At 38.3% G+C, this 25,305-nt stretch carries 28 protein-coding genes and 1 pseudogene; 19 read left to right on the plus strand and 10 right to left on the minus strand.

What is annotated here, in order from left to right:
* Positions 1–209: 209 nt before the first annotated feature.
* Positions 210–413 (plus strand): annotated as a pseudogene (groEL, locus tag ACFIK8_RS01895) (chaperonin GroEL); the annotation flags it as partial.
* A gap of 1,983 nt (positions 414–2,396) precedes the next feature.
* On the opposite strand, the gene ACFIK8_RS01900 reads toward groEL, so the two are convergent.
* From ACFIK8_RS01900 to ACFIK8_RS01920, 5 genes are all read right to left on the minus strand, one after another.
* Positions 2,397–2,609, minus strand: coding sequence for a hypothetical protein (locus tag ACFIK8_RS01900; RefSeq protein WP_273788508.1), 213 nt, complete (start codon positions 2,607–2,609; stop codon positions 2,397–2,399).
* Positions 2,602–2,814, minus strand: a complete 213-nt coding sequence (locus ACFIK8_RS01905) for a hypothetical protein (RefSeq protein WP_273788509.1) — start codon at positions 2,812–2,814, stop codon at positions 2,602–2,604. The genes ACFIK8_RS01900 and ACFIK8_RS01905 overlap by 8 nt, the downstream gene beginning before the upstream one ends.
* The gene (locus ACFIK8_RS01910) at positions 2,738–2,974 is read right to left on the minus strand and encodes a hypothetical protein (RefSeq protein WP_273788536.1); all 237 of its coding nucleotides are present in this window, start codon (positions 2,972–2,974) and stop codon (positions 2,738–2,740) included. Before ACFIK8_RS01910 ends, ACFIK8_RS01905 begins: the two co-directional genes overlap by 77 nt.
* Positions 2,971–3,633 carry a lysozyme gene (locus ACFIK8_RS01915; protein WP_375668902.1) on the minus strand — a complete coding sequence of 221 codons (663 nt, stop codon included), beginning with the start codon at positions 3,631–3,633 and terminating at the stop codon, positions 2,971–2,973. The genes ACFIK8_RS01910 and ACFIK8_RS01915 overlap by 4 nt, the downstream gene beginning before the upstream one ends.
* An 853-nt stretch (positions 3,634–4,486) precedes the next feature.
* Complete coding sequence (locus ACFIK8_RS01920) at positions 4,487–5,407, minus strand: YopJ/AvrA family T3SS effector serine/threonine acetyltransferase (RefSeq protein ID WP_375644489.1); 921 nt, start codon at positions 5,405–5,407, stop codon at positions 4,487–4,489.
* Positions 5,408–6,095: 688 nt separating this feature from the next.
* Between ACFIK8_RS01920 and ACFIK8_RS01925 the strand changes: the two genes are divergently transcribed.
* Both ACFIK8_RS01925 and ACFIK8_RS01930 read left to right on the plus strand, forming a co-directional pair.
* A complete protein-coding gene (locus tag ACFIK8_RS01925; RefSeq protein WP_375635576.1) occupies positions 6,096–6,347 on the plus strand; it encodes a hypothetical protein in 252 nt (83 codons plus the stop codon).
* 12 nt (positions 6,348–6,359) lie between these two features.
* Positions 6,360–6,641, plus strand: coding sequence for a hypothetical protein (locus tag ACFIK8_RS01930; RefSeq protein ID WP_375635577.1), 282 nt, complete (start codon positions 6,360–6,362; stop codon positions 6,639–6,641).
* Between the two features lie 264 nt (positions 6,642–6,905).
* Here ACFIK8_RS01930 and ACFIK8_RS01935 read toward each other — a convergent pair whose 3' ends face one another.
* Entirely contained in the window at positions 6,906–7,475 is a 570-nt protein-coding gene (locus ACFIK8_RS01935; RefSeq protein ID WP_375668903.1) for a hypothetical protein, read from the minus strand.
* A 2,212-nt stretch (positions 7,476–9,687) separates the two neighbouring features.
* Between ACFIK8_RS01935 and ACFIK8_RS01940 the strand changes: the two genes are divergently transcribed.
* The 12 genes from ACFIK8_RS01940 (at position 9,688) to ACFIK8_RS01995 (ending at position 16,709) form a co-directional block, all read left to right on the plus strand.
* Positions 9,688–10,191 carry a hypothetical protein gene (locus ACFIK8_RS01940; RefSeq protein WP_375668904.1) on the plus strand — a complete coding sequence of 168 codons (504 nt, stop codon included), beginning with the start codon at positions 9,688–9,690 and terminating at the stop codon, positions 10,189–10,191.
* 174 nt (positions 10,192–10,365) lie between these two features.
* Complete coding sequence (locus ACFIK8_RS01945; protein ID WP_375647275.1) at positions 10,366–10,758, plus strand: hypothetical protein; 393 nt, start codon at positions 10,366–10,368, stop codon at positions 10,756–10,758.
* A gap of 48 nt (positions 10,759–10,806) precedes the next feature.
* Positions 10,807–11,397, plus strand: coding sequence for a hypothetical protein (locus ACFIK8_RS01950; protein WP_375668905.1), 591 nt, complete (start codon positions 10,807–10,809; stop codon positions 11,395–11,397).
* Between the two features lie 198 nt (positions 11,398–11,595).
* A complete protein-coding gene (locus ACFIK8_RS01955) occupies positions 11,596–11,949 on the plus strand; it encodes a hypothetical protein (protein WP_375652755.1) in 354 nt (117 codons plus the stop codon).
* A 766-nt stretch (positions 11,950–12,715) separates the two neighbouring features.
* Positions 12,716–13,060: a hypothetical protein gene (locus ACFIK8_RS01960; protein ID WP_375661474.1), complete on the plus strand. Its 345-nt coding sequence runs from the start codon at positions 12,716–12,718 to the stop codon at positions 13,058–13,060.
* A gap of 278 nt (positions 13,061–13,338) precedes the next feature.
* A complete protein-coding gene (locus tag ACFIK8_RS01965) occupies positions 13,339–13,695 on the plus strand; it encodes a hypothetical protein (RefSeq protein ID WP_375668906.1) in 357 nt (118 codons plus the stop codon).
* Positions 13,696–13,921: 226 nt separating this feature from the next.
* Positions 13,922–14,269: a hypothetical protein gene (locus ACFIK8_RS01970; protein WP_375668907.1), complete on the plus strand. Its 348-nt coding sequence runs from the start codon at positions 13,922–13,924 to the stop codon at positions 14,267–14,269.
* A 12-nt stretch (positions 14,270–14,281) separates the two neighbouring features.
* A complete protein-coding gene (locus ACFIK8_RS01975) occupies positions 14,282–14,773 on the plus strand; it encodes a hypothetical protein (RefSeq protein ID WP_375668908.1) in 492 nt (163 codons plus the stop codon).
* 10 nt (positions 14,774–14,783) lie between these two features.
* On the plus strand, positions 14,784–15,443 hold the full coding sequence (locus ACFIK8_RS01980; protein WP_375668909.1) for a DUF6990 domain-containing protein: 660 nt from the start codon (positions 14,784–14,786) through the stop codon (positions 15,441–15,443).
* A 211-nt stretch (positions 15,444–15,654) separates the two neighbouring features.
* Complete coding sequence (locus ACFIK8_RS01985; RefSeq protein ID WP_375661478.1) at positions 15,655–15,906, plus strand: hypothetical protein; 252 nt, start codon at positions 15,655–15,657, stop codon at positions 15,904–15,906.
* Positions 15,907–15,916: 10 nt separating this feature from the next.
* Positions 15,917–16,486 carry a hypothetical protein gene (locus tag ACFIK8_RS01990; protein WP_375668910.1) on the plus strand — a complete coding sequence of 190 codons (570 nt, stop codon included), beginning with the start codon at positions 15,917–15,919 and terminating at the stop codon, positions 16,484–16,486.
* A gap of 46 nt (positions 16,487–16,532) precedes the next feature.
* Complete coding sequence (locus tag ACFIK8_RS01995; RefSeq protein ID WP_375628829.1) at positions 16,533–16,709, plus strand: hypothetical protein; 177 nt, start codon at positions 16,533–16,535, stop codon at positions 16,707–16,709.
* A gap of 122 nt (positions 16,710–16,831) precedes the next feature.
* Here the strand turns inward: ACFIK8_RS01995 and ACFIK8_RS02000 are convergent, their stop codons facing one another.
* The 3 genes from ACFIK8_RS02000 to ACFIK8_RS02010 form a co-directional block, all read right to left on the minus strand.
* The gene (locus ACFIK8_RS02000) at positions 16,832–17,023 is read right to left on the minus strand and encodes a hypothetical protein (RefSeq protein ID WP_375668911.1); all 192 of its coding nucleotides are present in this window, start codon (positions 17,021–17,023) and stop codon (positions 16,832–16,834) included.
* Between the two features lie 1,111 nt (positions 17,024–18,134).
* Complete coding sequence (locus tag ACFIK8_RS02005; RefSeq protein WP_375668912.1) at positions 18,135–18,650, minus strand: short-chain dehydrogenase; 516 nt, start codon at positions 18,648–18,650, stop codon at positions 18,135–18,137.
* A gap of 18 nt (positions 18,651–18,668) precedes the next feature.
* Complete coding sequence (locus ACFIK8_RS02010) at positions 18,669–19,232, minus strand: NADPH-dependent FMN reductase (protein WP_375644503.1); 564 nt, start codon at positions 19,230–19,232, stop codon at positions 18,669–18,671.
* A 661-nt stretch (positions 19,233–19,893) separates the two neighbouring features.
* Here ACFIK8_RS02010 and ACFIK8_RS02015 point away from each other — a divergent pair.
* From ACFIK8_RS02015 to ACFIK8_RS02030, 4 genes are all read left to right on the plus strand, one after another.
* Positions 19,894–20,124, plus strand: a complete 231-nt coding sequence (locus ACFIK8_RS02015; protein ID WP_375635592.1) for a hypothetical protein — start codon at positions 19,894–19,896, stop codon at positions 20,122–20,124.
* A 60-nt stretch (positions 20,125–20,184) separates the two neighbouring features.
* Positions 20,185–20,742 (plus strand): hypothetical protein, encoded by a 558-nt coding sequence (locus ACFIK8_RS02020; protein WP_375652760.1) that lies wholly within the window; start codon positions 20,185–20,187, stop codon positions 20,740–20,742.
* A 1,624-nt stretch (positions 20,743–22,366) separates the two neighbouring features.
* Complete coding sequence (locus tag ACFIK8_RS02025; RefSeq protein WP_375635595.1) at positions 22,367–22,744, plus strand: hypothetical protein; 378 nt, start codon at positions 22,367–22,369, stop codon at positions 22,742–22,744.
* Positions 22,745–22,754: 10 nt separating this feature from the next.
* Positions 22,755–23,918 carry a DUF6990 domain-containing protein gene (locus ACFIK8_RS02030; RefSeq protein ID WP_375668913.1) on the plus strand — a complete coding sequence of 388 codons (1,164 nt, stop codon included), beginning with the start codon at positions 22,755–22,757 and terminating at the stop codon, positions 23,916–23,918.
* A gap of 554 nt (positions 23,919–24,472) precedes the next feature.
* Here ACFIK8_RS02030 and ACFIK8_RS02035 read toward each other — a convergent pair.
* Entirely contained in the window at positions 24,473–24,796 is a 324-nt protein-coding gene (locus ACFIK8_RS02035) for a hypothetical protein (RefSeq protein WP_375635597.1), read from the minus strand.
* Between the last annotated feature and the right edge of the window lie 509 nt (positions 24,797–25,305).

Consider the following 25,305-nt stretch of genomic DNA (forward strand, 5'->3'; position numbering starts at 1 on the left):
TCCAGAATGCGGCTTCAATTGCTAGCCTTCTGATTACAACAGAAGCAATGGTTGCTGAAGTTCCAAAGAAAGATACACCAATGCCTCCAATGCTTAGGTGGCGGAATGGGTGGAATGGGCGGAATGGATTTCTAAGCTCTTATTCCATAGAAGTAATAAAGAAACGGGCTCTCTGTGCCCGTTTTTTTAATGCTTTTTCACGTTTTGCAACCGGTAAATTTGGTGATTTGATTGCTTTCAAGAATTGTTGATCCAGTGAAAGTTTTTGCGTTCTACTTTCCAGAATGCGGCTTCAATTGCTAGCCTTCTGATTACAACAGAAGCAATGGTTGCTGAAGTTCCAAAGAAAGATACACCAATGCCTCCAATGCTTAGGTGGCGGAATGGGTGGAATGGGCGGAATGGATTTCTAAGTTCTTATTCCTTAGAAGTAATAAAGAAACGGGCCTTCTGTGCCCGTTTTTTTTAAATGCTTTTTCGCTTTTCGTACAGTTCTTCCTTTTATGATAGTGATCTTATAGCATTTTGTTATTTTTCATTGGTTGATGTATCGCCATTGTGAATAGATCTCTCTCTTTATTCATGACTTTTTCTCTTGTATTTATGAGATGTTTTTATTGTGCGGGGATCGTGGTTTTCTTTGAAAATATTTTATTGATAAAAATACAACTTTTTGATTTATAGTCATTTCTTTCTTGTACAGTTCTATTTTTTCATTTTAAGTTTATGTATGCACCATTAAAAAATCTTGTGTTTGTACTTTCGTGTTTGCGCTTTAGAAGGGCAAATAGTTTTTATGAACCAACGCAAGAGTTCGTGCTCATTGAAAGTTGAAGAGAGAAAGTTGGACAGAGCATGTTAGGTCTTGTTTGTTTTTTTATGAATAAGATGCTGGTGTTTAAGATTTTGTATGAAAACAAAATTTAAGGTTTGCTCTGTTAAAGGGCTTTTGTATACTGGGACAAGCATATCTCTGTTTGGTTAATCTCTGCAATAGAAAGACAGCCTCATTGAGGAAGAATGTAAAGGCATATAATCACTCGTCTTGTCATCATCTTTTTGCTTTACGACTTTTAAAGGTATTTATAGTAATATCTTATTAAATTATTTATAGTAATATCTTATTAAATAATGAAGATGATGCCTCAAACTTTTGTTGCTTGCGTATCTTTTTGGATGCAATCCCTCACGTAAAGCAGAAAAGCCGCAAATATATTTGTCTCCAAATATACATTTTTGCATATTGACGTGTTTTTTAAGAGACATCTCGCTCGTCACACCGATTTCGCAATGGACTCGTGAATGGCATAAGGGCAAAGTTCTCATGAAGTGCATAAAACTATAGGGCACGATCATCTTTACGCTTAATAAAAGAATACGCGAACGTTATCATACATGTTTTCAGCTCTCAATGTTATGACAAGCCGTTAGTCCGTGAGACGGTGAGGCATGCCTTGCTTGTATAGTTTTGACCCATACACTGTAATGTGCAAGCGACATGGTTTGGATTGTTTCAAAAGAAACAGGTTTGGAAATGAGAGAATCCCACGATATACAGGGTTTTAATTCAAGTTGAAGAGTGCTTAATGATAGTTATAAATCAATGTGATGTGGTTTTACGGTTTTCAAGAGCATTGCATTCTTGCAAATAACGATAATCATGTGTTGCTTCACATTTTTTAATGGGTTTTAATGGAGCAACGCTTTTATTTATAATAATAATTCATTGTTTTGTATGTTGAATAAGAGATTTTTATTGCGGTGGATTTTTTCATTTCAATTCTCTCTTATGTTGAAACAATCTCAATCATTTTCTTATACCTCACAAGTGGAGGGAGCTAGGGTAAAATACTTAAAGAAAATAAAAATGCCTCTCATGAATATTCTCAAATAGTCAGTTTTTTATAAACAGAGTTTTTATAAACGGGGGTTTTTATAAATATTGGGGATTGGTAATGCGTAGGGTGGTGTCTGATTGCTCTTTTTTTTTAAGTGTAAAGAAAGGGGATTTTAGGCAAGTTAATGCTTTTTGCGTTGTTTACTTATGCAATTATTAAAAAAATATCTCTAAATATTTTTAAATTTTTTCGCGATGGTATCTTTCCAATGAGATTTGTGAAGAGTATAAAATCTTTTGAGGATCAATAGGTTATTAAAAAAATGTGCGTTGGTATGATCATTTTCTTATGTTAGCAAAGTTGTTGACTTACGCGTTTGTTAAAAATCTCTCTTCATGCCCCTAAATTCATTTCATGAAAGCGTTGGTGAAGAGTGTGTAAAAATTTTCTATGAGACGTGAAAAATCACCAATAAAATCTCCGTGTTTTCAAAAAATAACGAATGGCTTTTTATATTTTTAAAAAAAAATTTAACACGTCTCATGTTTTTTATTTATTTTAGAGCTGAATATTCGATTTTTGTGTAAAAATATTTGCCAATGCATCCACGATACGTGAAAAATCAAGCGCTAATAAGAAGATGATGAATATAATCCACTTCGTATAGCGTGACATTATTTTTACACTTTTATAAGTCGTGATGATTTCTTGTAGGATTTCTTTTTCCTTTTCTGTAAGCTCTGTTTGTTTTTCTGTTTTTTTTCTAGCCATGTTTCCACCCGCACAAGCCTTCCCCTTGTTTGTTATGCTTTAAAATATCTCTTGCGAGATTTGAGCTGATGATATTAAGATCTTTTTTGTCTAAATAAATGGGCATCCAACCAACGCAAGAAAAAGGCTCATTTATTGTTTTTATCGCGCAACCAGTGAGTAAGAGCAGCGCGTACATCAGGATCACTTTTTTGATTAATTTCATTTTCCACCTCTAGCCGTGTTGTTGATGACTTTAGTGTTTTTTCTATTTGCTTTTGTTGTTCAATCTTTTTTCCAAGAGTGAAAACTTTTGCTAAAGCGATAAAAAAAGCGGTCAGAGCCGCTCCTGTTATCATCAGATTTTTTTTCATCCACCACATCATAAGCGCTGCTCCCGAAACCGTTTTGCCACAAAGAAGATGCCAGCACAGGCAGCTAAAACCATAATGGCTGCCAATGCCCATTGGATGGGACCATTGCCTGCCAATAAGCCTCCAAGTCCAGAAAAAGAACCAATAATCGGTGTAAGCGCTTCTGCTTTGAAAAATCCCATTGGTGCTTGCGTTTCTACGGTTTGGTAGTTAGGAGAAACATAAGCACCTTTTGCCCATAGTCCTGCTTCGGCTGCACGACGGTGCACTAAACCGTGAAGACGTTTTCCTCCTGCTTTGGTCCACTTTTGTAATTCAGCAGGGACGGCTTCATATTCGCCGTTATTGAGTTTTTTGAGCAGGGTCGAATTACAAAAAGCCGAAGCTCCTATATTATAGCAAAACGATACGAGCGCGGCGAATTGTTCATCCGTTAAGGAAACCGTCACATTTGTTTCAACAGTATTTTCAAATTGTCTTAAATCTTGAGAAAGAACTTCTTCTGCTTGTTTTTCAGTAATGATCATGCCCTTGTGAACGAACGGTTCGCCAGCAGCGCTGGTATGTCCATAGCCAATTGTCCATACCCCGATGGCATCTTTATAGGCGTTCAAACGCAATCCTTCCCATTGTTTAATGAGTGCAAGCCCTGCTGATGATATTTTTCTCATTTGCTTCTCCATAAAATAAAGCCTCACGTTAACGTGAGGCTGGTCGACATATTAAAAATGAAATTTTTCACTCTTCAAAAACAGAAGAGACGTTAAACTTCAATAAAATCAAAAGGTTAGTTGTAGCATCTTAAGGGATGGGATAATAGTTGGCCAAGTGGGATAATGGTTTGGCTGGTGTTTTCCGTTGAGAGATGTTGTTGGTTTTGAGACTTGGTGCTGGTTTGTTGATAGGGTCTTATTGGTGCCGGTTTTGTTGGTGCTGGTGAGGTTGGCGATTGTGTTGATGTACGCAATGGCATTACGGCCGGCATTACGGTTGTGTTAGCGGTGGCATGAGAGGTGTGGTTGGAGGGGGTGCACAATGATTTGTGTTAGCATTGGTGTTGGTGATTGCGGTTGTTTTGGCAGGGGTTGTGAGGGGGAGAGATGGGGAGAGCGGATGGTGTTGATTGTGAGGGATAAGAGAGCGGCTGTTTGCGGTTGTTTTGGCAAGTGGTACTGATGTGGAGGCGCTTGAGATAAAAGCGGACAACTCTTAGAAAAAAGCTACAGGAGGAGGCGGGTGCTTTTATTTAACATCTAAAACCATAAAATATTCTATGCATTCAGCCTTCTGTCTATTCAAATATGGATCATTGTTAAGAAGAGCTTTGGAATTTTGATACAATTTCAAAATTGACTGATTTTGATAGAACAGTTCTGTTTTGCCTTTTGTCTTTAAGAGGTCACGTTGCTTGTTGTTTACATCTTTAACTGCTTACAAACGGAAAAGAAGATTCGCTAACAACAAGCTATACCTCACTGTCAAGCAACAGAGCTTTACTCTTTATGGATATGAAAAAAGTCGCAATTACATCATCAGAGATTTGTATTCCGTCGCTCTTTTTCTATGTTGTGAAACAGAAACAGTTTTTCCTTCTGCTGAACTTAAGCTTCTTTCAAATCTCTCGGTTAGAGTTTCGCCTTTTTTGTTTACTTCTTCATGTGCTGCTTGTGGATTGGCTTTTAGATATTCCCCAAGACGTCTTCTCCCTTGTGTGTGTTTATAAAAAGTGGTTGGAAGATATGTATCTAACTTTTCAGCAGATAAAGGCGTATCTGGTTCACATAACACACCCTTAATATTATCTTTGTGCAGTCGTTCTAATTTTTGAGCTTCGGAATAAAGCTTTTTGGCGAGGCTTAAGCTGAACATTCCACATTCAGAGGAACTGCGTTGAATGTCCATTTCTGCCATGGCAAAAGAACAATTAGACAATTCATGCGCTTTAATGGCCAGTTGTGTCCTTAATGCTAGCACCGCTGATCTCATATTGTTAAGTGTTGTAGGTTCAAAAAATATCACGGACGTTTTGTCATCGATGGTTTGATGATCAATCACTGAAAAATGAATTCCTCTATCCTTTGTGTGAATGATAAATCTAGAAGATTGAATGCCGTTTTCGATGGCTTCTTTTAGTGCAAGGGCAAAGTCGTGAGATGATGCTACCAATTGAAGACGCATTTCAGGATATTTACGATTTGCTTGTTCTACCAAGGCTGGCATCAGTGTAAGATCTATGCTTGCATAATCAGCTGTGAACCAACGGCCAGTTGAGATGTCATCTTCTAAACGGGCAATGATATTTTTTAATTCCTCATGACTGAATGGGATATTTCTTTCTTTTTCGCTGCTGGGTTGTTCTGAATGTGCAGCAAGATTGTCTAATGATGCATTTGCCATTCCTAGTGTTTGTGAGGAATGAGGGAGAGAAGAATCTTGTGGCTTCATGATATTAGCCTCCATATTAATAATCAATGGACGGCATTATTTTCTTCAATTTTGGCTAAACAATGTTTTGAAAGAGAGCCTTTGCATTTTGAAAGATGAGGCGATGAGAGCATATTGTTGCCGTTTTCATATTATTATTCGTATATTGCTCATCATTTCTGAGATGTATTGCATCGATATTTTTATTGGGGTATTTTGTTAGAGCGTTTTATTGGGAGCCCTTATTGGATACTGCTTGTTTTGAAAATCTCAAAATTATAGGGCTGTTGGTGATGCAAATTGGATGATGCAGAAGAAAAACAGTCAGAGAAAGACGAAAGACACCTTCAAACAGGAGACTTCTGAAGATTGTCGCGAAACACACTGTTTGATAACAGTCTATAATAACTCAAACATCTGATGATGAAATCTGGGCACAAAAAACCCGTTACCGCACCTGTCATTAAATACGATTTTTCATATTCTGTCAACAGCAAAACGATTATTTTTTCCTTTTTTATTGTGGCAAAAATCTACAGAAAAAAGCTCATTCATTAGCTATGCAGCAAAATATGTTGTTTTAATGGGAAAGTTTTTGATGCGGCAAAAAACATTTTCTCCTTTGAGAAAGGAGGGGGCAAGATGAAGGGAGAGGAGAGAATTGTGGTTTTGAAATCCGTGGTATTTTATTAATGGAATTAGGAAGGCGGTGGTTGGCAGGTGTTGCGGGGGTAAAGCGGTAGGTGTTGGCGATTGGGGGTGTGCTGTCTGTCATATTAGCGGTGGCGTGATGAGTGGATGGTTACCGGTACAGTTGTTGATGAGGGAGGAGATTGTTGGTGGGGGCTTTTTCTTTCGTTTAAGGGATGATGCTTTTAATTTTGTAAAAAAATCAATGGGGTGTCTTAATGATGAGCTATTGATTTATAATGATGTTTTAGTCGTTATTGATCTTGAATGAGAAATCCAGATTATGCTGCAGTCAAAGCCATGTCTCTTGTTCGTCATAAGATCAGGAAAGCCGTATAGAATTGTACAAGAAAAGACGCACAATGACTATAATGAATTGTCTCAAGAGCTAAGGGGATATCGCGATATTGGGGGAAAAGTGGATGATGAGGGTTGTTTGTTACAATGGGAGGTGATGGGGAGGGGAGGTGATGGGGAGAGTGTTGCCGTTTGGAGAGGGGACAATATTTATCTTGCCTATGTCGTGAAATATGCTGTGAATTATTGTCCTTTGAGGCATGGGTAGATATATAGTTGAGGTATGGTGATAAGTCTCTTTGACAGGTTGAAGCGTTTTTTAAAGGGCGTGGTGGATATTTTAAAGCTTGTTTGTTGCGTGCTTTAAGCTCGTCAATCCCATGAATTTCTATGAAAGGCAAGTCCAGTGGATTTCAAGTGTAATTTGCCAAGAAGGATTGTCTCTTTACAACGGAGCTGGTTACAAAGAGGCATGTTACAAAGGGGGTTTTGGAATCTTTATCCTGTGAGGGAGAGGAAACGATGGGTGTTTTTAGCCAATGCTCTTTTTGCTAGAATAGTCAAGATGTTTATAAAGGGCATCAAGAATAATACGCAACGAACCAACAAGAGTAGGCAGCGGTTGATCTTCTATAACAAGATATTGTAATGCTGCATGAAAGTTGTGTTGACGATGCAAATATTGTGCTTCTTTAATCGCTTCTTGCATATCTTCATAGTGTTTCGTCGCTCTTTGAACCCATTGCTTTTTTGTTGTCTCATCTGATGCGCTGTGCGTAAAACCATCGTAATAGCCATTTGGTAAGCCTTTTGCACATAAATAGTCGTTTCTGATTTGCAAGTATCGTTGCGCCGTATCATATTGCTCTTTACTGATGCCTGATGAATCCCCTTTATAGCCAAGCAAACAAAGACGCCCAATATAGGTCCCGACAAGCGGATTTTTCGCTTCTTCGAGGCTTAAACCAAAGTGTTTTGCACGCATTTCAATCGCAGATTGAAGCGCAGATTCGCTGGGGCTTTGGGCACGTGAAATACGGCCATTGGGCTCTCTGAGTTTGCCTGTTATTCTCGGTCTACCGCGTTTTTTACGTATTTTCATGAACTTAACCATTTAAATGAAAAATAAACTGTCTGTTGATGGGGGACAGTGATGTAAAAAGCACTTTGAGCAAATACTGGGGGGGGAGCAAATACTGGGTGGGCAAATACTGGGGGAATATGAGCTGTTGCAGATCAAAGGAGAAACGGATACTAAAGGCGTCTTTCAGCACAAAGAACAGCAACGGGGTGGGGCGAAAAAATCATCTTTAAGGTGTTTCTTGCCATTTTTATCTTACCCCTATCAGTCTTATTTCTCGCCCCTATCATGCTTATTTTTTCATGGATAGCGGCTTATTTGCTTTCTAAAGATTTCTCAACTGCTCTGGAACAGTTGAAAAGAAACTTTTGTCACATGTGAATAAATAAACAAGAATGATGTTTTATGGGTATGGCGTCGTCTTTCTAATAGGAAGTCTTTTCTAATAGGATTATTGCCTTCTTTCTCATGAGCGCTTTGTGGAAACTTTTCAGTTTCACCTTTGAAAAGTCATTGTTTTTATTATTCGTGGATTTTTATCATGCGTTGAGCTTTGTTTTTGGGAGGCATATTGGGTTTTCTTATTGGGCGCTGTACCAAGATGTCTGATGTAGATTAAGCTGTGAAACATATCTTTATCCTTTATAGAGGATTTTATCTTTTTTTTGAGCGGCACAGAGCTTAAAAAACAAACTTTTCAATGTCCTTATAATAGCATAAGATCCTTATCTTTTCAAGTAAAATATGGTTCATCAGTTCAAAATAACAAAATAAACTGTGGAAGGTCAAGCGATTTAGAGTTATCGTTTATGGAGGATATTTTTCATTTTTGCTGTTTTAATGGATTTCATCATAAAAAAGGGAGGTGGTCACTTAAAATGATTAAATGACGGGATGCAATATTCAAAGAAGCTTTATAAGCGGCAGGTAACTTGATAAAAGAGGCGTTTATTAAGAGATGCTTTTATAAAGGTGGGGGCTATGAGGTGTAAGACATTTCTTTTTTAATTTTAAAATAGGGACTTTTTTAATCAAAAAATTTTAAAATGAGAATTGAAAAATTTCAAAGCTGCTGTAGGCGCATTTTAGATAATCGGTTGTTTGGTTTGGTCTGTGGGGCGTGCTTATTGCTTCACGCTTTTGTTTATCGCGTTCTTGTTTATCATATTCTGGGGGCACATCTCTTACGTCATACACAATGCCTCAAACGGAATATACTTATTGCGGCATATTCACGCGCTTGTTTTTAAGAGACATCTCTTACATGTGCTCGAGCCCATTTCACGACGGTGGCTTAAGAAGGGTATCATGGTAAAGCTTTCATGATAATATAACTTTATTGAATATCATCATTTTTAGGCTTCATAAAAGCGTAAGCTGGTATCATCGCATACTTTGCCAATCCCAATATGTATTTACAAGCTCTTGGCATTTGAGACGGTTTATAAGAGGCATTTTCATTGTACAATTTCACTCCGTATGGCTCCCCCACTTTTTACGTACAAGCAAATAAATTTGATTGATTCAACAGGGGGTAGATTTGAAATGAGAGAATCTTACAGCATTTGGGATGTGTTGATTATCAAGACACGAAGCGCTTGTGAAAATGTTTTTTATCTTGTTATGCCATAAAATACTGTCATTTGAGGCGGGGATGGGAAGGCTTATGAGGTATTACAACATTTGACGCATTAAGTGTTAAAAATTAGGTGCCAATGTTAAGGAAGGACTTTTGTTAAGGAAGGAAGTTGTCCGTAGAGCGCTTTATGCAAGTGGAGCCCATAAAGTGCTCAGCAGGTAGAGTGCACTTAAGAGCAATGGGATTGTTTACAAACTGAGGTGGGTTTTAAAATCTTTATTCTTTGAGGCGAGCAAGGAATATCATCATCCTTTGTTTCATATATACTCGGCTTCATTTAAGCGGTGAAAACACTGTCGTTTATGGTGGGTATGTCAGTTTTCCACATGGGATGTTTTTTAGATTAAATATTTGTTGGATTTTTGTAAAACGGTGTCTTTTAGGGGTATGTGATCGATAAAGGGAGGAAAAGGGGAATTTTGGCTTGTAAGCGCGTCATGTATAAGCGCGTATAGGGACTAAGTGAATAAAATATTTAGAGGGTATTATAGTGCTTGCTTTACTCTGAGAAGAGTGCTAAGCGAATTTACCGCGCTGGTGGCGTGCTATCAAATATTGAAGAGTGGGAATTTTAGAAGTGGGGGGAGTATCCGTATGATCGAAGATAAATCACAACACCAATCTACCCGTAAGGGAGATAAGGCTTTTGTATCGAAGCCAGTGTTGGATCAGTGTGCGGTTTTCAAAAAATGGATGGCTCTCTCAACAGGCGATTATATCATCATTTGTTGTTTGGCTATCCTCTTGTTGATGCTTTTTTCCGCGTCTGCCTATATGAGCCCTTTGGAATTTTTTCACATTATGTCCAAAGAACAGTTCCAAGCACTGGGACAAATGAAACAAGAAGATTTTCAAGAAATGAGTCAGAGTTTTATACAGATTCCTGCGATCGAATTTCTTCGTAACTTCGGGTGGAATAGTGTTTGGGCTTTTTTATGTCTCTTACCGCAAATGATTTTTGGCGTTCTTTTTGGGTTGTTTCCACTCTTTTCTATTTTTAACGCCATTTCTAAACGGGATGTGAAGGAAATGATGAAGCTGTGGGAAACATTGCCAGAGCAGCAACAGCTAAACAACCAATCTCTCAACAAAATATGATAGGGGGGAAAAGTGATCACTTCTGTAATGCCTCTTTTAATAACTACATTATTGATCTCCTTAGGGATAACTATCTTTATTTATTCTGCGTGGAGCATGATACTCTTTTCTACTGTGAAGATCATCTTGGCCATTTATTATTCTTTGATAAAACGGGCAGTACTGTTATGTAAGATGCGAAGGAAATTAAAAAAGGGTGCAGCGCAGAATTTAGGGCATTATCAAACAGAAAGTAGGGGACAGAATACAATTCTTGCAACACAGTTCCGTGCTTTTTCTTTTCAAGAATCTTTGCTTCTCTCAAAAAAAGATTATAGAATAATCTCTTGGATGGCTTTCATTCCGACTGCGCTTTTCATATGTGCTACGCTTTTTTTGTCCTTTATTGCACGATATGCGACTGTTTCACACAATGATCCGTTGTTTTTTTTGTTATTGATTGTTGCGCTGCCGCTTTTGTTTATTTTGGTCTGTAGTGCCCTCACTTTGCCTGTCATTTTAATTCTCCATAGTTTCCTTCATTATGGCGTGAAAAAAACAGCAAAGAGATTAGAAACATTTGTTTGAGAAGAGAATGAAAATGATAATTTCACATCAATGTGATAGGGGGAAAAAGTGAGCATTATAATACTACAACATTTGGCTTTTTTAGGGGGCATCATCATTGCCCTTTTAATGTTTATGGTCATGATCAGGCTTCCTTACTTGTTCATCAAGCATATGAGGTTATCTTTTAAACTCGCTCAAGACGTGAAAAAGAGTACGACGCAACAAAAGCAAGCCATACAACAATTGCGCAACGATCTGGGAGAAATGAAAAGACACAATCTCGCGCATAAGACACTTGATGCGAAAATACGCTTTCTTAACTTTAAAGAATCTCTGCCTCTTTATTCAAAAGAATGTAAAATAATTCTTTTTATTTTTATCCTCTTTACCGTTTTGCAATTTGCTTTCTCTATCGTACATTTGGTATGGTGGAAGGATAGTATGGTCAGTTTTATAATACCGAGGTTTTCAATAGGTCGCATTATTTATGGCCTTCTATGGTTAGGGATTCTTCTCTTTTCTCCGATCATTGGGATGATGTGCATAAAATTAACGAGAAAATTGAACAAAACGCTTCAGCAATTGGAAGAAGCGATAAAACAACGCGATCAGGCAATCCGTATGCAGAATGTGGTAGGGGGACAAAATGACGAGTAGTCTTATAACATTAATAGCCATTTATTTCCTGTCCTTTACGCTCTTAAATGTTTTAATATGGGTGCCGATTTTTATCATTTATTACCTGTTTATCAAGCGTGCGCGGTTGTATTGCCGCGTGAAAAAGGAACTGAAACGCGTGCTGAATGAACGCGATATTGCCTTAAAACAGATCTCCCAAAAATAAAAAACAGCAGAATGTTTGATAAAAAACAGCTTTCTCTTGTTTGGCAAGACTATAAAAAAATATTCTATATTTCTACGATCATAGTGATAGCTCCAATAGTTATAACTGCTATCGTTAAGCTATGGAGGGGAAAGGGCTTTATTTCTTTTGTCGTATTCAAGCCACTGGTATGGATGCTTGCCTGCGCTTTTTTATTCTTACCGATTGTTTTTATTATGCTTTTTATTGTAACCCGTCAGTTGAAGAAAATGGTGCGGCAATTGGAAGAAGAGGTTGAGCAGAAAAAAGTTCCAGTCATCCTATACGATGTGAATGAGGGAAAAGTGAACGAGGGAAAAAGTGAAGAGAGGCTTTTGTTGCCATAAGCCTTGCTTTTGATTTGTTCATTAAGGTGCATGGGGGACACTTCTCGTTTTATGCTTTTTTATATTTGTGTCGTGTTTTTGAGAAAAATTGAGGCTCTTGTTTGAGCGGAGCTTTTGTTTGAGTGGTGCTCTTGCTTGAGTTGGTGCTTTTGCTTGAGTGCTGAGGGGGAAGTGAAGAGGGGCTGCTCTTGGGTTTCACTTGCTGTTTCTGTTCTCTTAAAGAGAGAAAATCTTGTAACTTATTTTCTTTTTTATCAAGCATAAAAATGTGTTTTACCAAGCGATATTGAGAGCGAAAAATCTATACTTAAAGCAAAAGATATTCTGGTGTTTGGGGCAGAAAAATCCATTTTCGAGAAACTGAAGAGGCAAGGCGCATAAAGAAGGCGCGCCAAAAGCTCAAGTTTTTAATTAAGACGTTTTTCCCCATGGAAAGTGCAACAGTGCTTTTAAAGAGCTTGGGTTGGAGGAGAGAAATTGAAAGAAAAGGGGGACACTTATTTATTTACGAGACTGCGAGGGGCAGTTTCTCTTTCTGGATGAAAAAGGTTTTGTGCAATTTGATTATGGAATTGTGGGAGGTGCTGGTATACATGCTGCAGCTTGCCAAATAATTAATCCTTATTATTTTGGGGCTTTGCCAGATTTATAACTGGACTTTGAAGCAAAGGGGTGGATTTTAAGGCAAAGGGATTGAAAATTTTTGAGGAAAAGGTAAGCGCCCAGTGATTACACCGTGTGCTTGAGGAAGCTTTAGATAAGGGCGATGGGAGCTGTTGATCTTGGCAGTGTGCTTGGCTTTCAAAATGGGGGCATCGCCTTGGAAAAAGGAAATAATGATATCTCTCAAGGGACTTCTTCTTTGCTGTGCTACTTTGGGGCTTTGGTATTGAGGGCTGATGTTAAAATTTTACACTCTTCTCACAAAAGCTTTATGGAAGATGAAAGTTTGGGCTTTGAAAAAAATATCAAAAAAGTCCATTTGGGCGGCTTTTTTGGTGGTTCAAATCGTCATAAAGACAAAGCAATTTCGTTACGATTTTCTTGCACCAGTTTGCTTCTTTTTTGGAAAGCAGCTTATCTTCCTGAAAATAAAAAGAGCAGTGATTAGAATTTTAGAGCCTCAGACTCAAATTTGTGCAATAGAAGAAGATATTCTTATGAAAGTTTAATCGACGAGAAAAGAGAAGCCTTAGGACTGCAGGGGATACACTGTCGTGATGAAAACATGATGTTTGAAGTTGATGGAAAAAAATGCAACCCTGATATTGTTTTCATAAAAGATGAGGGATACAAGCGCTTGATATTGATGAACCCTCATTCATTGTGAGGACGAAAGCTTCGGTTCATGAAAATGGCTTAAAAATTGAGACAAATGAGGGATAAAAAATGAGGGGCAATGGAAAAAATGCAATATTGGATGAAGAACCACGGTCGTTTTCGCTTGAAGAAGCGTTTTTGACAAGCAAAAATTATAAAATCATCTTTTGCATTGCTTTCATTATTAGCGCTTTTAAAGTGGCACTCTTTATATTTTTTGAGTGGGATTTGACAGAGTGGTGGAATTATATCCTGTTCATTTTAACATTAATATTGGTTTTTATATCAGTGCTTCTTTTTGTGTTTATTCCTGTTGCCTTTGTGGTCCGTATCATTTTTACGCGTTTGTTGAAAAAAAAGATCGATAAGTTGGATCAAGCAATTTGGCAGCGAAGAAAAACCGCTTCTCAACAAAACAGTGCATGAAGGGAGGGCAGAAAATGAATACTGGCCTTTATATATTCTCATGCGTTGTAGGAGCACTTCTATTCGTGCGATGTTTGAGGTTGATGGAAAAAATGCATCCCTGATATTGTCTTTATAAAAGATGAAGGATACAAGCGCTTGATATTGATGAATTGAATTCATTGTGAGGACGAAAGCTTCGGTTCATGAAAATAGCTTAAAAATTGAAACAAATGAGGGATAAAAAATGAGGGGCAATGGAAAAAATGCACTATTGGACGAAGAACCACGGTCTTTTTCGCTTGAAGAAGCGTTTTTGACAAGCAAAAATTATAAAGTCATCTTTTGTATTGCTTTCATTGTGGTAACTTTGAGAATGGTTCTCTTCGTACTAATGTGGCGTGAGTGGAAAGGGAATGTCATAGCAGCTCTCTTTTCTATTGGGGAGTTTATATTAGATTTAACTTTTGTGCTCATTCCTGTTGCCTTTGTGGTCCGTATCATCTTTACGCGTTTGTTGAAAAAAAAGATCGATAAGTTGGAGCAAACAATCTGGAAGCGGGTAGCTGCTACGTATCGACAAAAAAGTGAATAAGGGGTGGGGAAAATGATAGATATTAAAATGATAGATATTATTGTTATATTCTCGTGGGGTGCGGGCTTGACGCTTTTCACGCTGCTTTCTGCTGTAGTCATGATGTTTATTTGGGCATTGTATTATTCTACTTTCAAGCGGGTGAGACTGTATTGCCAAGTGACAAAAGAATTAAGACGCGTGCTTAAACAACCTGTCGCTTTTGAGCCGTCCAGTGGGGAAATGCCGATGATTAAGCCGTTATCTGAGGTAAAAGAGTTCAAAGAGTTTTCTCTTTCTGATGAGGAAATCTTAACGATGGAAAGTGCAACGGCGCTTTTAAAGAGTTTGGGATGGAGGGTGGAAATTGAAGGAAAAGGAGATCATTTGGCCACCTATTATTTACCAGATCGTGAAGTGCAGTTTCTTTATAATGCTGAGAAGGGGTATCCGCAATTTGATCGTGCAATTGTGGTGGGCTTCTGGTATCCATGCGGCGGCTTGCCAAACGATAGACCCTTATAATTCTGGAGGCTTGATTGCTCTTGACTTGAGTTTTGATGTGAAGGGGTTGGAAATTTTTGAAGAAAAGGTAAGCGCCAAGCGTTTACGTCGTGCACTCGAGAAAGCTTTAGAAAAGGCAATGACTGAGGTTGATCTTGGCAAGATGCTTCACTCTCAATATCGCATCCTTCCTTGGGAAAACAAAATTGTAGTTCCTCAATTGACTCCTTATTCGCTGCGCTATCTTGCAGCTCTGGCTTTGATGGGCGATGTTGAAACCTTACACGCTTATCACAAAAGCTTTCTGGAAGGTGAGAGACTGGGCTTTGAAACAAGCATCGAAGAGGAGCATCTGGAACGCGCGATGATAATCGCTAAGGCGGTAGAAAAAACAAAGCAATCCAGTTACGATTTACTTAAACATGCGGCAAAGGATTTTTCCATGGAGGTGGAGAGCTATGAATATTTTAGAGCTACAGATCCCAGTTTGTGCAATAGAAGAAGAGATTCTTATGAAAAATTGATCGAGGAAAAAAGAGAAGAATTAAGACAACAGGGATATTTCGTTTACGAAAAGGACGCGATTTGTAAGGTTGATGGAAAAAACTATCGTCCCGATATTCTTTACATAAAGGATGGGGAGTTAGAATATATGGATGTAGAAATTAGGATTGATGAAAAAATTTATTGAGAAAAATAAAGAGTTTAGATAAATTAAAAAGAGCTTAAACCTAAAAATAATGCGTAAAACACGCGAAGTGTAAAAGCAGAGGGGAACAATGTAGGAGAAAAAAGCAACATTTGAAGTGTCTTTCTTTTTATTCAAAAAATTTACGGTGTCTTCAGTGGAAAGGCGTAAAGGGGTGGGGAGTTGTGAAATAATAGGGCGCTGCTTTTTCACTATGTTTTGCACATGTCTTATCATGATGGCTTTAGAAGTTCCTGCTGGTGCAAAATCTCTGGTACAGCCGTTGCAATGGATAAAATGGGAAGGAATTGGTTATCTTATTTTTCTCTTACCGGTGTTGATTTGGTTTTGTCTTCTCACTCCTCTTCCGATCCTTTGGGGGGTTGATCGTTTTAAAGAGCGCAGATTGGAAAAAATAAAGAAAAAACTAAAAGAAAAAATAAAGCAGCAAGAGATTAATCAATGAGACTATAGCTATGCAGGGTGAGATCGCGCTTTTTATTTTGTTTCTGCCGTTTGGATATTTTCTTCTAAATGCAGTTACAGTTTTTGCCATTTTCGTGAATATGATTATTGTGGCGCCTTATTATTCTTTAATCAAGCGTTTGAGGCTCTATTACAGAGTGAAAAAACAAAGACGTTTGATGAAAGAACATCCACAGCGTTTTGGTTTCTTTGAAAAAAGCGGAAAAGAGAAAGAGAGAGTGCAGCAAAACTTAGAACTAGAAACACAGATAAGTTCCCATTCGTTAAAAAAATGGCTCGCTTTTTCACGCAAAGATTATATCCTCCACGCATGCCTCTCTTTCATCATTATGTTTTTCAAAGCTTATGTCTATGTGATTTACTGTAAAGGGATAGCTATAGCTGCTGAGATAGATGAGAGCAGATTTGAATATATTGCCATTCTCTCGTTTTTCTGGTTTTTTTTATCTGTATCTATTTTTGCAACGATCCCTGTTATTGTGATCCTTCGTGAAATTTTAACTTCTCGGTTGAAAAAGAAAATTCAGCAATTGGAAGAAGTGACTGAAGCAACCCAATAAATCAATTTATACCACACAAATCAATTTATAAAGAGAAGGGGATAAAATGCATTACGAAATGGCGGCAGCTTGGACGGTGGTTTTGATCATTCTGCTGGGGGGTGTTTTTGATTTTTTCTTAACAATACCCATTGTGGCACTGTATATTTCTTTTATAAAGCGTTTGATATCGTATTACAAGGTTACGCGGCAATTAAATGCAGCGCTGAAAAAGCGCATGTAGTGCTCATGTCATGGGGGGAGGTATGAGTTTTAGATCATCCCATTGCTTCACGGCTTGGGAGGAGGGCATGGATTATTTTTCTCATTTTACGCTGATCTCTGTTTGAAAATGGCTGATGCCAATTAATAGGCTTGTAATAGGCTTTGGCTGTTTATCAGAAGATTTCCTGTTTTCTGTGAATTTGCAAAATCGTAAAAACGTGGAACTGTAAAGTCTAGGATGTGTGGTTGATCAAGAGTTGTGAGGGTTGTGGGGCGGTTGAGGAGAAGAGGGGGGCAATGAAGGCGTAAAGGTTGGATTGTGAAATGCGTCATTGGAATAAGGTCATTGGAATAAGGGAGTTTGGTGAAAAGGGCTGATGCCAATTAATAGGCTGGTGATAGGCTTCAATGGGGTTGTTTATCGGAGGTTTGCTTGTTTTCTGTGAATTTGCAAAATCGTAAAAACGTGGAACTGTAAAGGCTAGGATTTGTGGTTGATCAAGAGCCGTGAGGGTTGTGGGGCGGTTGGGGAGAAGAGGGTGCCAATGGAGGCGTAAAGGTTGGATTGTGAAATGCGTTAAATTTGAGAGAAGGTTTTCGTATCTTTGGTATATCTTGTATATGATCAGTGGGTTTTATTTATAAGGCTTTAAATTTAGCTCAATCCACCACTTGTTTTTTGAGTTTAATGGCTTGAAAGTTGACGGTTTTTTATTTTACGTTTTCTTATCGGTTTTTTTTCGGTTTATTGCGATACTTTTTTATTATGCTTAGCATTGAGGGTGCTTTTTGTATGCTGGCTGTAAGGGTGTCTAATTTTCATTCGGTTCTGATATGGTGTTTGTTATAATATATCATCCCATGACGTCATAAAATTCTGTTTTGATATAAGCTTTCTTGGTACGTTTAAGTGTTGTTTTAAGGAGCGCGTTGAAATTTCTTTAAAAAAGCTTGTCGAGTATGAGTATTACGGGAAGACTATGAGCGGGAAATCAACTCGAACCTGCTAAAATTTGAACTGTTGAAAGAGAAGTTTTTTGTGGGAACCTTACGTCCCGTAGAAATCGTTGTTCTTTGAGGTGTGGGAAGAAAGGTCAGCTTTAAAATAGACAAAAAATTCTAAACACAATTTGCTGTTTTAAGTTTTATGCCATGACGCCTTATAACATAACGCCCCATAAGATTATGCTGTCTAAGTCCCGTGAGAAGGGAATAAGCCCGTGTGAAGATCATAAACTGTCAGAGGGGGATAAGCCCGTGTGAGAAGGGTAAAAACGTTTGGTTTTGGGGCTGTTGATATAAGGATGCTGTTTGAGAGGCGCAGGGAGGGGGATTGTTCGTTCGCAAAGCCTATGATGTAAAGAGTATGGGGGGACTCAAGAGGATGTTCGGGTATGGATAGAGATTGAAGGGGCACGGCTTCTTTGAAAAGCATAGGTATTGATCATAAGTTTTGTTTATTCATATGATTTTTTATGGCTTCCAGTATCTGTTGGCTTATCTCCTGATGAGTCAGCCATCGTGAACCTTTTGGGGTTGTTTTTTGTCCTAATTGAATGGGGATGAAATCAACCTTGTTTTTGCGCGCGCACTCGAGAATCATTTGATCATGAGTGTTGGAACCAAAAATATGAAGAATACATGGTGGTGTAGGCAAAAGAGCTAACTGCTCAATTAATGCGCAAGAAAATGCATGGGCAGGCGAATGAATCCATAATATGCAATATTTTAGATCATGCCATTGCTTCACAGCTTCTAAAAATTGTGCCTTTGATGTCGCACAATCATAATCCAACGGCACGCACAACTGTTTGTTGTGCAATGCCTCAAGCTGGACTTTATGAGAAAAAAAGCGTGCAGCAATAATCACTTCTTGCGGCTCGAGTGATTGACACAAAGGGGCAAGCATCCCTGTGCCCCCTACCACTAAATAACGATAGTGCGCACCCTTTTTTTTCATCCCCCCTCCCTTTTTGCTTTAAATCACACTTCGGTGCTTTAAAAATGTACACATTTCATCAGCAAGCCTTTCACAACGTGTTTGTATCTCTTCACTGATAACTTTCCAAGTACGACCGTCATCATCTGAGGAAAAATCTTCGGGGGAAGAGGCGATTTGACATTGGAGTGCATAACCATAAAGCGTGCTCACCACCGGCAATAAATGCTCACACGGTTGTGCGCATTTTTGGGCGGTACTCCCATGAGAGATAAGCCCAACAGGTTTATTTAAAAAGGCATTATAAGCTAAATTATCAAGAGCATTCTTTAAAACACCCGAATAAGACCCTTGATAAACGGGGCTTGCTAGAATAACGCCATCAGCCTCTGCAATGGTTTTTACAAACTGGCGAACCGCAGCACTTGGATTAGCCTCAACCTGCTGATGATAATCTGGATCTGTCATCGGTAAGGGCTGTTCACGCAAATCAACCCAATGAAGTGATGCACCCCGCTTCATGAGGCAATCTGCTAAATAACTGGCTAAAGTTCTTGTTAATGAAGGTTGACGCACAGACCCCAAAATAATTGCTATATTCAATAGGATTCTCCTTTATCTTTTCCAGAAAAGCCTATAACGCAAGGCTTAAAAAGAATTGTGAGTGAAATGACGCGTATCATTATGCTGTTTATAAAGAGCAGTTGTGATGATACCGCATAGTTATAGAATCAGTCCATGCTAACAAGATTGTTGACAAAACAACACCTCAAACTTGAAGAGAATGTTAGTGCTTTCATTAATATTAAAACACTTGATCTCAAAAGTAGCGGCTGTCTTATTGTTTTAAAAGCGTTTTTTATGAATATATTCTTAGCTATTGGCTTGCAAGATTCCCAATGAAAAAAGGAAGATATCGCCATATTTTGATTTATAATGATCATTGATCCTTTTTGATTGGAATAAGAGAGTTGTAAGATTTTCTTATTTCAAATGCTTTTATTGCGCGATCATTTGCGTATCAATGGAAGTTCCTTTTTTCATATCTTAAGTGGGGGGCGGAAAACAATTGAGAAAAGAATAAAAATGCTTCTATTTTTATCAAGTTATAAGGGCTATCGTAGAAGCTAGATATGGCTGTTGTAGGAGCAGGGCAGGCTTTGTCGTAGGGGGAAGCCCCCTTAGGGTAAGGCTATCGTAGAGGCAGCAGCGGGCGGGCGTATGTGAATGGCGCCGGATTACACTTTTTATTGAAACAATGGTGGTGATAGATTTTATCGTAAGGGGATATATTCATGAGGGCGCTATTGTTATTTCCTTCATGGGTGCTGTTCATGAAATGGGGTGGACGCGCGTTGGTTTGGAAGTGTTGAGAGATGCTTCTTTAAAACAAGCACGTGAATTGGCAAAATTGAAGTATTGGCAACATAAATATGCAATACGAGTGTTCTCTGGAGGTGTTCTGTTTGACGACAATGGACGGAATTTTACTTGAGAGATTGTTCGTGTCCTTATAAAAGTCAAGGACAAACAGTTGTATAAAAAGGAAGAGCAAATGAAGGGGGAAAATTCCACATTTTATAACAAACTGTGCTCTGTTGTTTTTGGAAAATCATCTCGTTCTTATAAAGACCATATTATCATTTGTCTTATTTCTATCCTTATTGGGATAGGTCATAAAGCTCTTTTGATCCCATTAGAATCCGAGTGGTCGTTGAGTGTATCGCAGGATAGCGCTCTTTTGGCGCTCTTTGTGCTGCGTGAAGTTATCATGGTGTGTGTTGTTGCCTTGATGCCTGTTTTATTGGTGCTTTATCTCATCTTAACGTATTTGTTGAAAAAAAAGATTCAGCAGTTAGAAGAGGCTATCCAGCAACGGGGTCACACAACCGATCAACAAAATAATCCAGTAAAAAAGGATAGAGAAAAAATAAGCAGTTTTTTTATCGCATACCTTTGGTTGATATTTCTGCTGGAAGTCTTTTTTCCTGCGGGTGTTGTCATGATCATTTTGGAATTTTATTATTTTGTTTTCAAGCGCGTGAGAACGTATCGTAGAGTAAAACGGGAATTAAAACGCGTAAGAAAAGAGCGCGACAAGGCGCTTGCGTAACTATCGTGAGGGGAAGAGGCAATGTTTGGAAGCTCGTGACACAAGAATAGGGGATGAATGGTTGAAGAATCATCAGGCAAAGAGGCTAGCCTATTTTCGTTTGTAATGAGGAGGATGCTCTTAATCATTTGGAAGAGCAATAGCGCTTTTAGAAAGTCGGGTTTTTTTGTTGAAAATAAGGGAAGTGCCATGCATCGCACTTTTAGTGCTTCTTAAAAGAGCGAGCATGAGAAAAAAAAATGCGTTTTTCATAAAAAAAAGGAAGAGCAATGAAGGGGAAAAATTCAGCATTTTATAATGGACTGCGCCATTTTTTCGAAAAAAGTGTTTTTTCTGAGCGAGAGTATGTTGTCATTTGTTTCCTCTCCCTCATTATTGAGCTATGGAACAGGATTTTCTTTCTTGAGCTGTGGAACAGGATTCTCTCTCTCTCATCCTTGGATAGCAAAGAGTACAGCATTTTCTCTCTTGAGCTGTGGAACAAGATTTTCTTTCTCTCATCCTTGGGTAGCAATGGAGAACGGACAGGGTGGTGGGGTACACCTCTTTTTCTCTCTCTGTGTGCGTTTTGGCAAGTTATTACAGTGTGTGTTTGGGTCTTGTTCCCAGTTATGTTGATACTCTGCATCATATTGTGGTGTTTGTTGGTAAAAAATACTCGAAAATTGAAAGAAATAAACCAGCAACGGGGTAAAATAACCGATCAAAAGGATCGATATAAAGAAAAAGTGAGGTGGAAAATGGACAATATTCTTGTCGGGATATTTGGTCTCGTGCTTATATTCGTGACATTTTGGGTTGCTTTTATTCCCGTGATGATTTTGGAACTTTATTATGGTGTCTTTAAGCAGGTGAGAACGTATCGCTGTTTAAGAAAAGAACTGAAAAACGTCTTGCAAGAACAGGATACAGCGCTTGAGAAGTCATGAGAGGGAAAAAATAATGAAGAAATTATGAGAGATTCAGCCTTTATAGGGATTGCTCTCTATACCATTTTGCCTCTGATATGTTTTGGTGCTCTTTCATGGGTTGTCCGTAAACATTGCTCTAAGGAGCAGTGCTGAGGATGGCATTGAGGGGAAGAAAAGCCGATTATGGACCATTGTTGATTAAAGGGAATGAGAGCCCATGGGGTTTAGAGCCTAGAGTGAGCGTTTGGGACTTACTTCATCGTTTGAAATGTGAGGAAGGGAACGGTTTTTCTAGCAGGTGATCGCGGTATATGGGGTGTTTTCGTATTTTTAGGTGCCTTGTTCATTCAAGCTTTGAAATGAATCCTATTGAAGTGGGGATGCAGGGTCATTTTCTTGAAAATAGGAGAATTTTTTGGAAAAAAGCTGAATTGTGGCTATCGGTTACAGATTGGCGCGGTTTGAAAATCTTCACTGTTTGAGGTGTGAGGAAGGTAAGGGGGTAGTGTGGTGCCACGAATATTATTATTTTTATTATGACGCAAACCATAATGGTCTGTGTACTTGTCTTGATTCCAGTGATATTTGGGTTTTGCATCATCATAATGCGTAAATTGGAAAAAAAGATCTAGAAACGAGAAGAGGCAATCTCTGTGTGATAGCAAATAAGCTCTCTGTCGCATGGGTCTTTTCAAAGAGTGAGAGGGGAATACATGAAGGAGCAAAATTGGGCATCAGAGCAAGAAACGCATAAAAGAGCGCATTCTTTTTCGCTCCAGCAAGCGTTGCTTTCAGCAAAGGATTATAAAATTATCTTTGCTATTGCTGTTATCATTATCATCTGGAGAATGGTTCTAGAAATACCAGATGTATTAAATTGGCAGCTGACAGGGTGGCAATATGTTGTGCATGCCGTTCTCTTTAAAACAACGCTCGTCATAACGGTCTGTGTCATTATTTTTATTCCGGTTATGTTACGGCTTCGCACTAAAGTGACGGGTGACTTGTACAAAAATATTCAGAAACTAGAAGAAGCAATCTCTGTAGGAGAGCACATAAGCTCTCTGTCGCACGGGCTTTGTAAAGACTGAGAGGGGAAAAATGAACAGTGATCCTATAGCCGTATTTCTATTAGATCCCGAGTTCTGGGTATTTATTGTTATTTGCATGATCATTATCATGCTTGTTTTAGCTCTTTATACCTCTGTCTTCAAACGGATGAAAATGAATTTCCAAGTGAAAGGCGAGCTGGAAAGAGTGCTTAAAGAAAATGATCTTGCAACGCAGCAGTTTTGGAAAGATGAAGCCGTGGTGCAGGAGAGGCGTTTGCAACTAAAGGAAAAAGAGTTCTCTGCCGATTATGATGATGATGAAATTCTCACGATAGAAAGTGCAACGGCGCTTTTAAAGAGTTTGGGATGGAGGGTGGAAATCGAGGGAAAAGGAGATTATTTGGCAACTCTCTTTTTACCAGATCGCGAAGTGCAGTTTCTCTATAATGAGAAACGAGTGGAAGAATTTTCGCCCTTTGATCGCGGACTTTTAATTATGAGCGGTATTTTCGCTGCGGCTTGTCAGACGATTAATCCTCATAATTCTGGGGTTTTGCCAACAGTATTTATGAATTTTGTATCCAATGGATTGGAAATTTTTGAAGAAAAAGTGAGCGCCCAGCTTTTAAAGAAAACTCTCGATAAAACTTTAAAATGGACAATGGAAGATGATTCTTTGCATGAAATGTTTCGCTCTCAATATAGTCTTCCTCCTTGGGAAAAAGACTCTTTATCTTGGGCACCGGATGATGAAGTAGAGTTCGCACCTTATGCTTTGCTGCATCTTGCAGCTCTTGCCTTGCTGGGCGATGTTGAGACTTTAGCTTCTTATGATGAAAGTTTTACGGCAGGGGAAAAGCTTGGCTTTGATGAAACCATTGAAAAAGTCCATTTGGAACGCGCGATGGTGATCGCTCAAGAAGTGAAAAGGGAAGGAAAGTTCAGTTACGATCTGCTGGAACGGGTTGCTGAGAAGTGGTCTATAGCCATGGACTATCAGCTTTTCAGAGTGAGATCCCCTAATACGTGTAATCAAAAACGCGCTTTTCATAAAAAATTAGTCGAGGAGAAAAAACAAGAATTAAGGGAACAAGGATTTGAAGGGGTGAGTGATGAACAGCTCGTGCTTGAAGTAGAGGGGGTAAAATATTCTCCTGATATTATTTATATTAAAGATGGTGAACCTGCATTTATGGATATAAAAATTGATTAGTTTACTCTTCTGTTAAAGAAAAGCACCCTAATTTGAAAGAAGAAAAGCGCCATGATTGAGGCGCTTTACACCTTTCTTACCAGAGCAAAATAAAGTGCTCGAAAAATCGAGAATAATAGCCAAGATTTTAAAAAATAGACTGAAAATGGCTTGATCCTCAAGAATAGGGGAGAAAAATCGATTATAAATTCTGCTATCTTCTTCAAGACGGTCCTTTTTTTTGTTAGAAAATGCTTATAAATGATCGCTTATTCAAGCGGTATGAGGGAAGTCTATTAACTAAAACGCTTATGAGGGAAGTCTATTAACTAAAGTGGTATGAGAGGGGGGAGCTTAGGGGGAGAGCCCTCATTATTTGAGATGTGGGACAAGTAAAAAATGTCATTTTTAAAGGCGGTGATATTTAGCCAATAAAAATAAAAACACAACAAAAATTAAATTAAAACATCGGAGAAATTAAACTAAAAAAGGCCCCATTTTAAAAGGGCCTTTTTATTTAAATTTTACAATATACACAAAATGTATATAACCTTATTTTAAGAAATTTTTGTATCTTATACTCTAGCGGAAACCAATTGTATAAAATATATAATAATTGATCCTAAAAAACCAGCTATTGCATTCAATAAACTTTTTCCTTTTTCGTATATATCGTTTATTGATGCTTGTTCTGATGCGCTTCTATTATTTACTCTCAGTATATTCAATGTATCCGATGTGTCCCTTACTTGTTTAACAAACTGTAAATTTGTTTTTTCAATAGTATAAGGTGCAACAATAGGAGAGGGTTCTTTATTGACTATACGATCAGATTTTTGAATCGCGAGAGCTAAACCGCTTGTAATTGCCCCCGCTATGAAAAAATATCTGATATTCATAGTTTTTTCTCCTATATTTATTTCTATAAATAAATATCGATATGGATCATACATAAATTCGATTTAAATAACTATAGTAAAAATACAACAGTCATAAAAAAGAATAAAGTTTGTCTATATTTTGACAAAATTTACCCTTAATTGCCTTAAAGAATTCTTTCAGATTCTATTTTATGAGGGTGTAAAAAAGTTTGAAAGCTCTGTAGGGAAGTGGAATCCCATAAGATGGGTGATACAATAGTTGCTAGCAAACTTCTTTTTTGTGCTTTTTAGCAAAGATTCATAAAAATGAGGGTTCATAAGAATGAGATGCGATGAAACTTGAGTAAAACCCCTGAGGGGAATGGTGCACTCTTTTGAGGGCTTGGAGTGCATCCTCTACAGTTTGGATGCTGCTTCATGAGGGTGGGCGGCATCCGTTGAGGGGAAGGATGCACTCTTTTGAGGGCTGGAGTGCATCCTCTACAGTTTGGATGCTGCTTCATGAGGGTTGAGCAGTATCCCGTTGA

Source organism: Bartonella sp. MR168JLCBS (assembly GCF_042194175.1).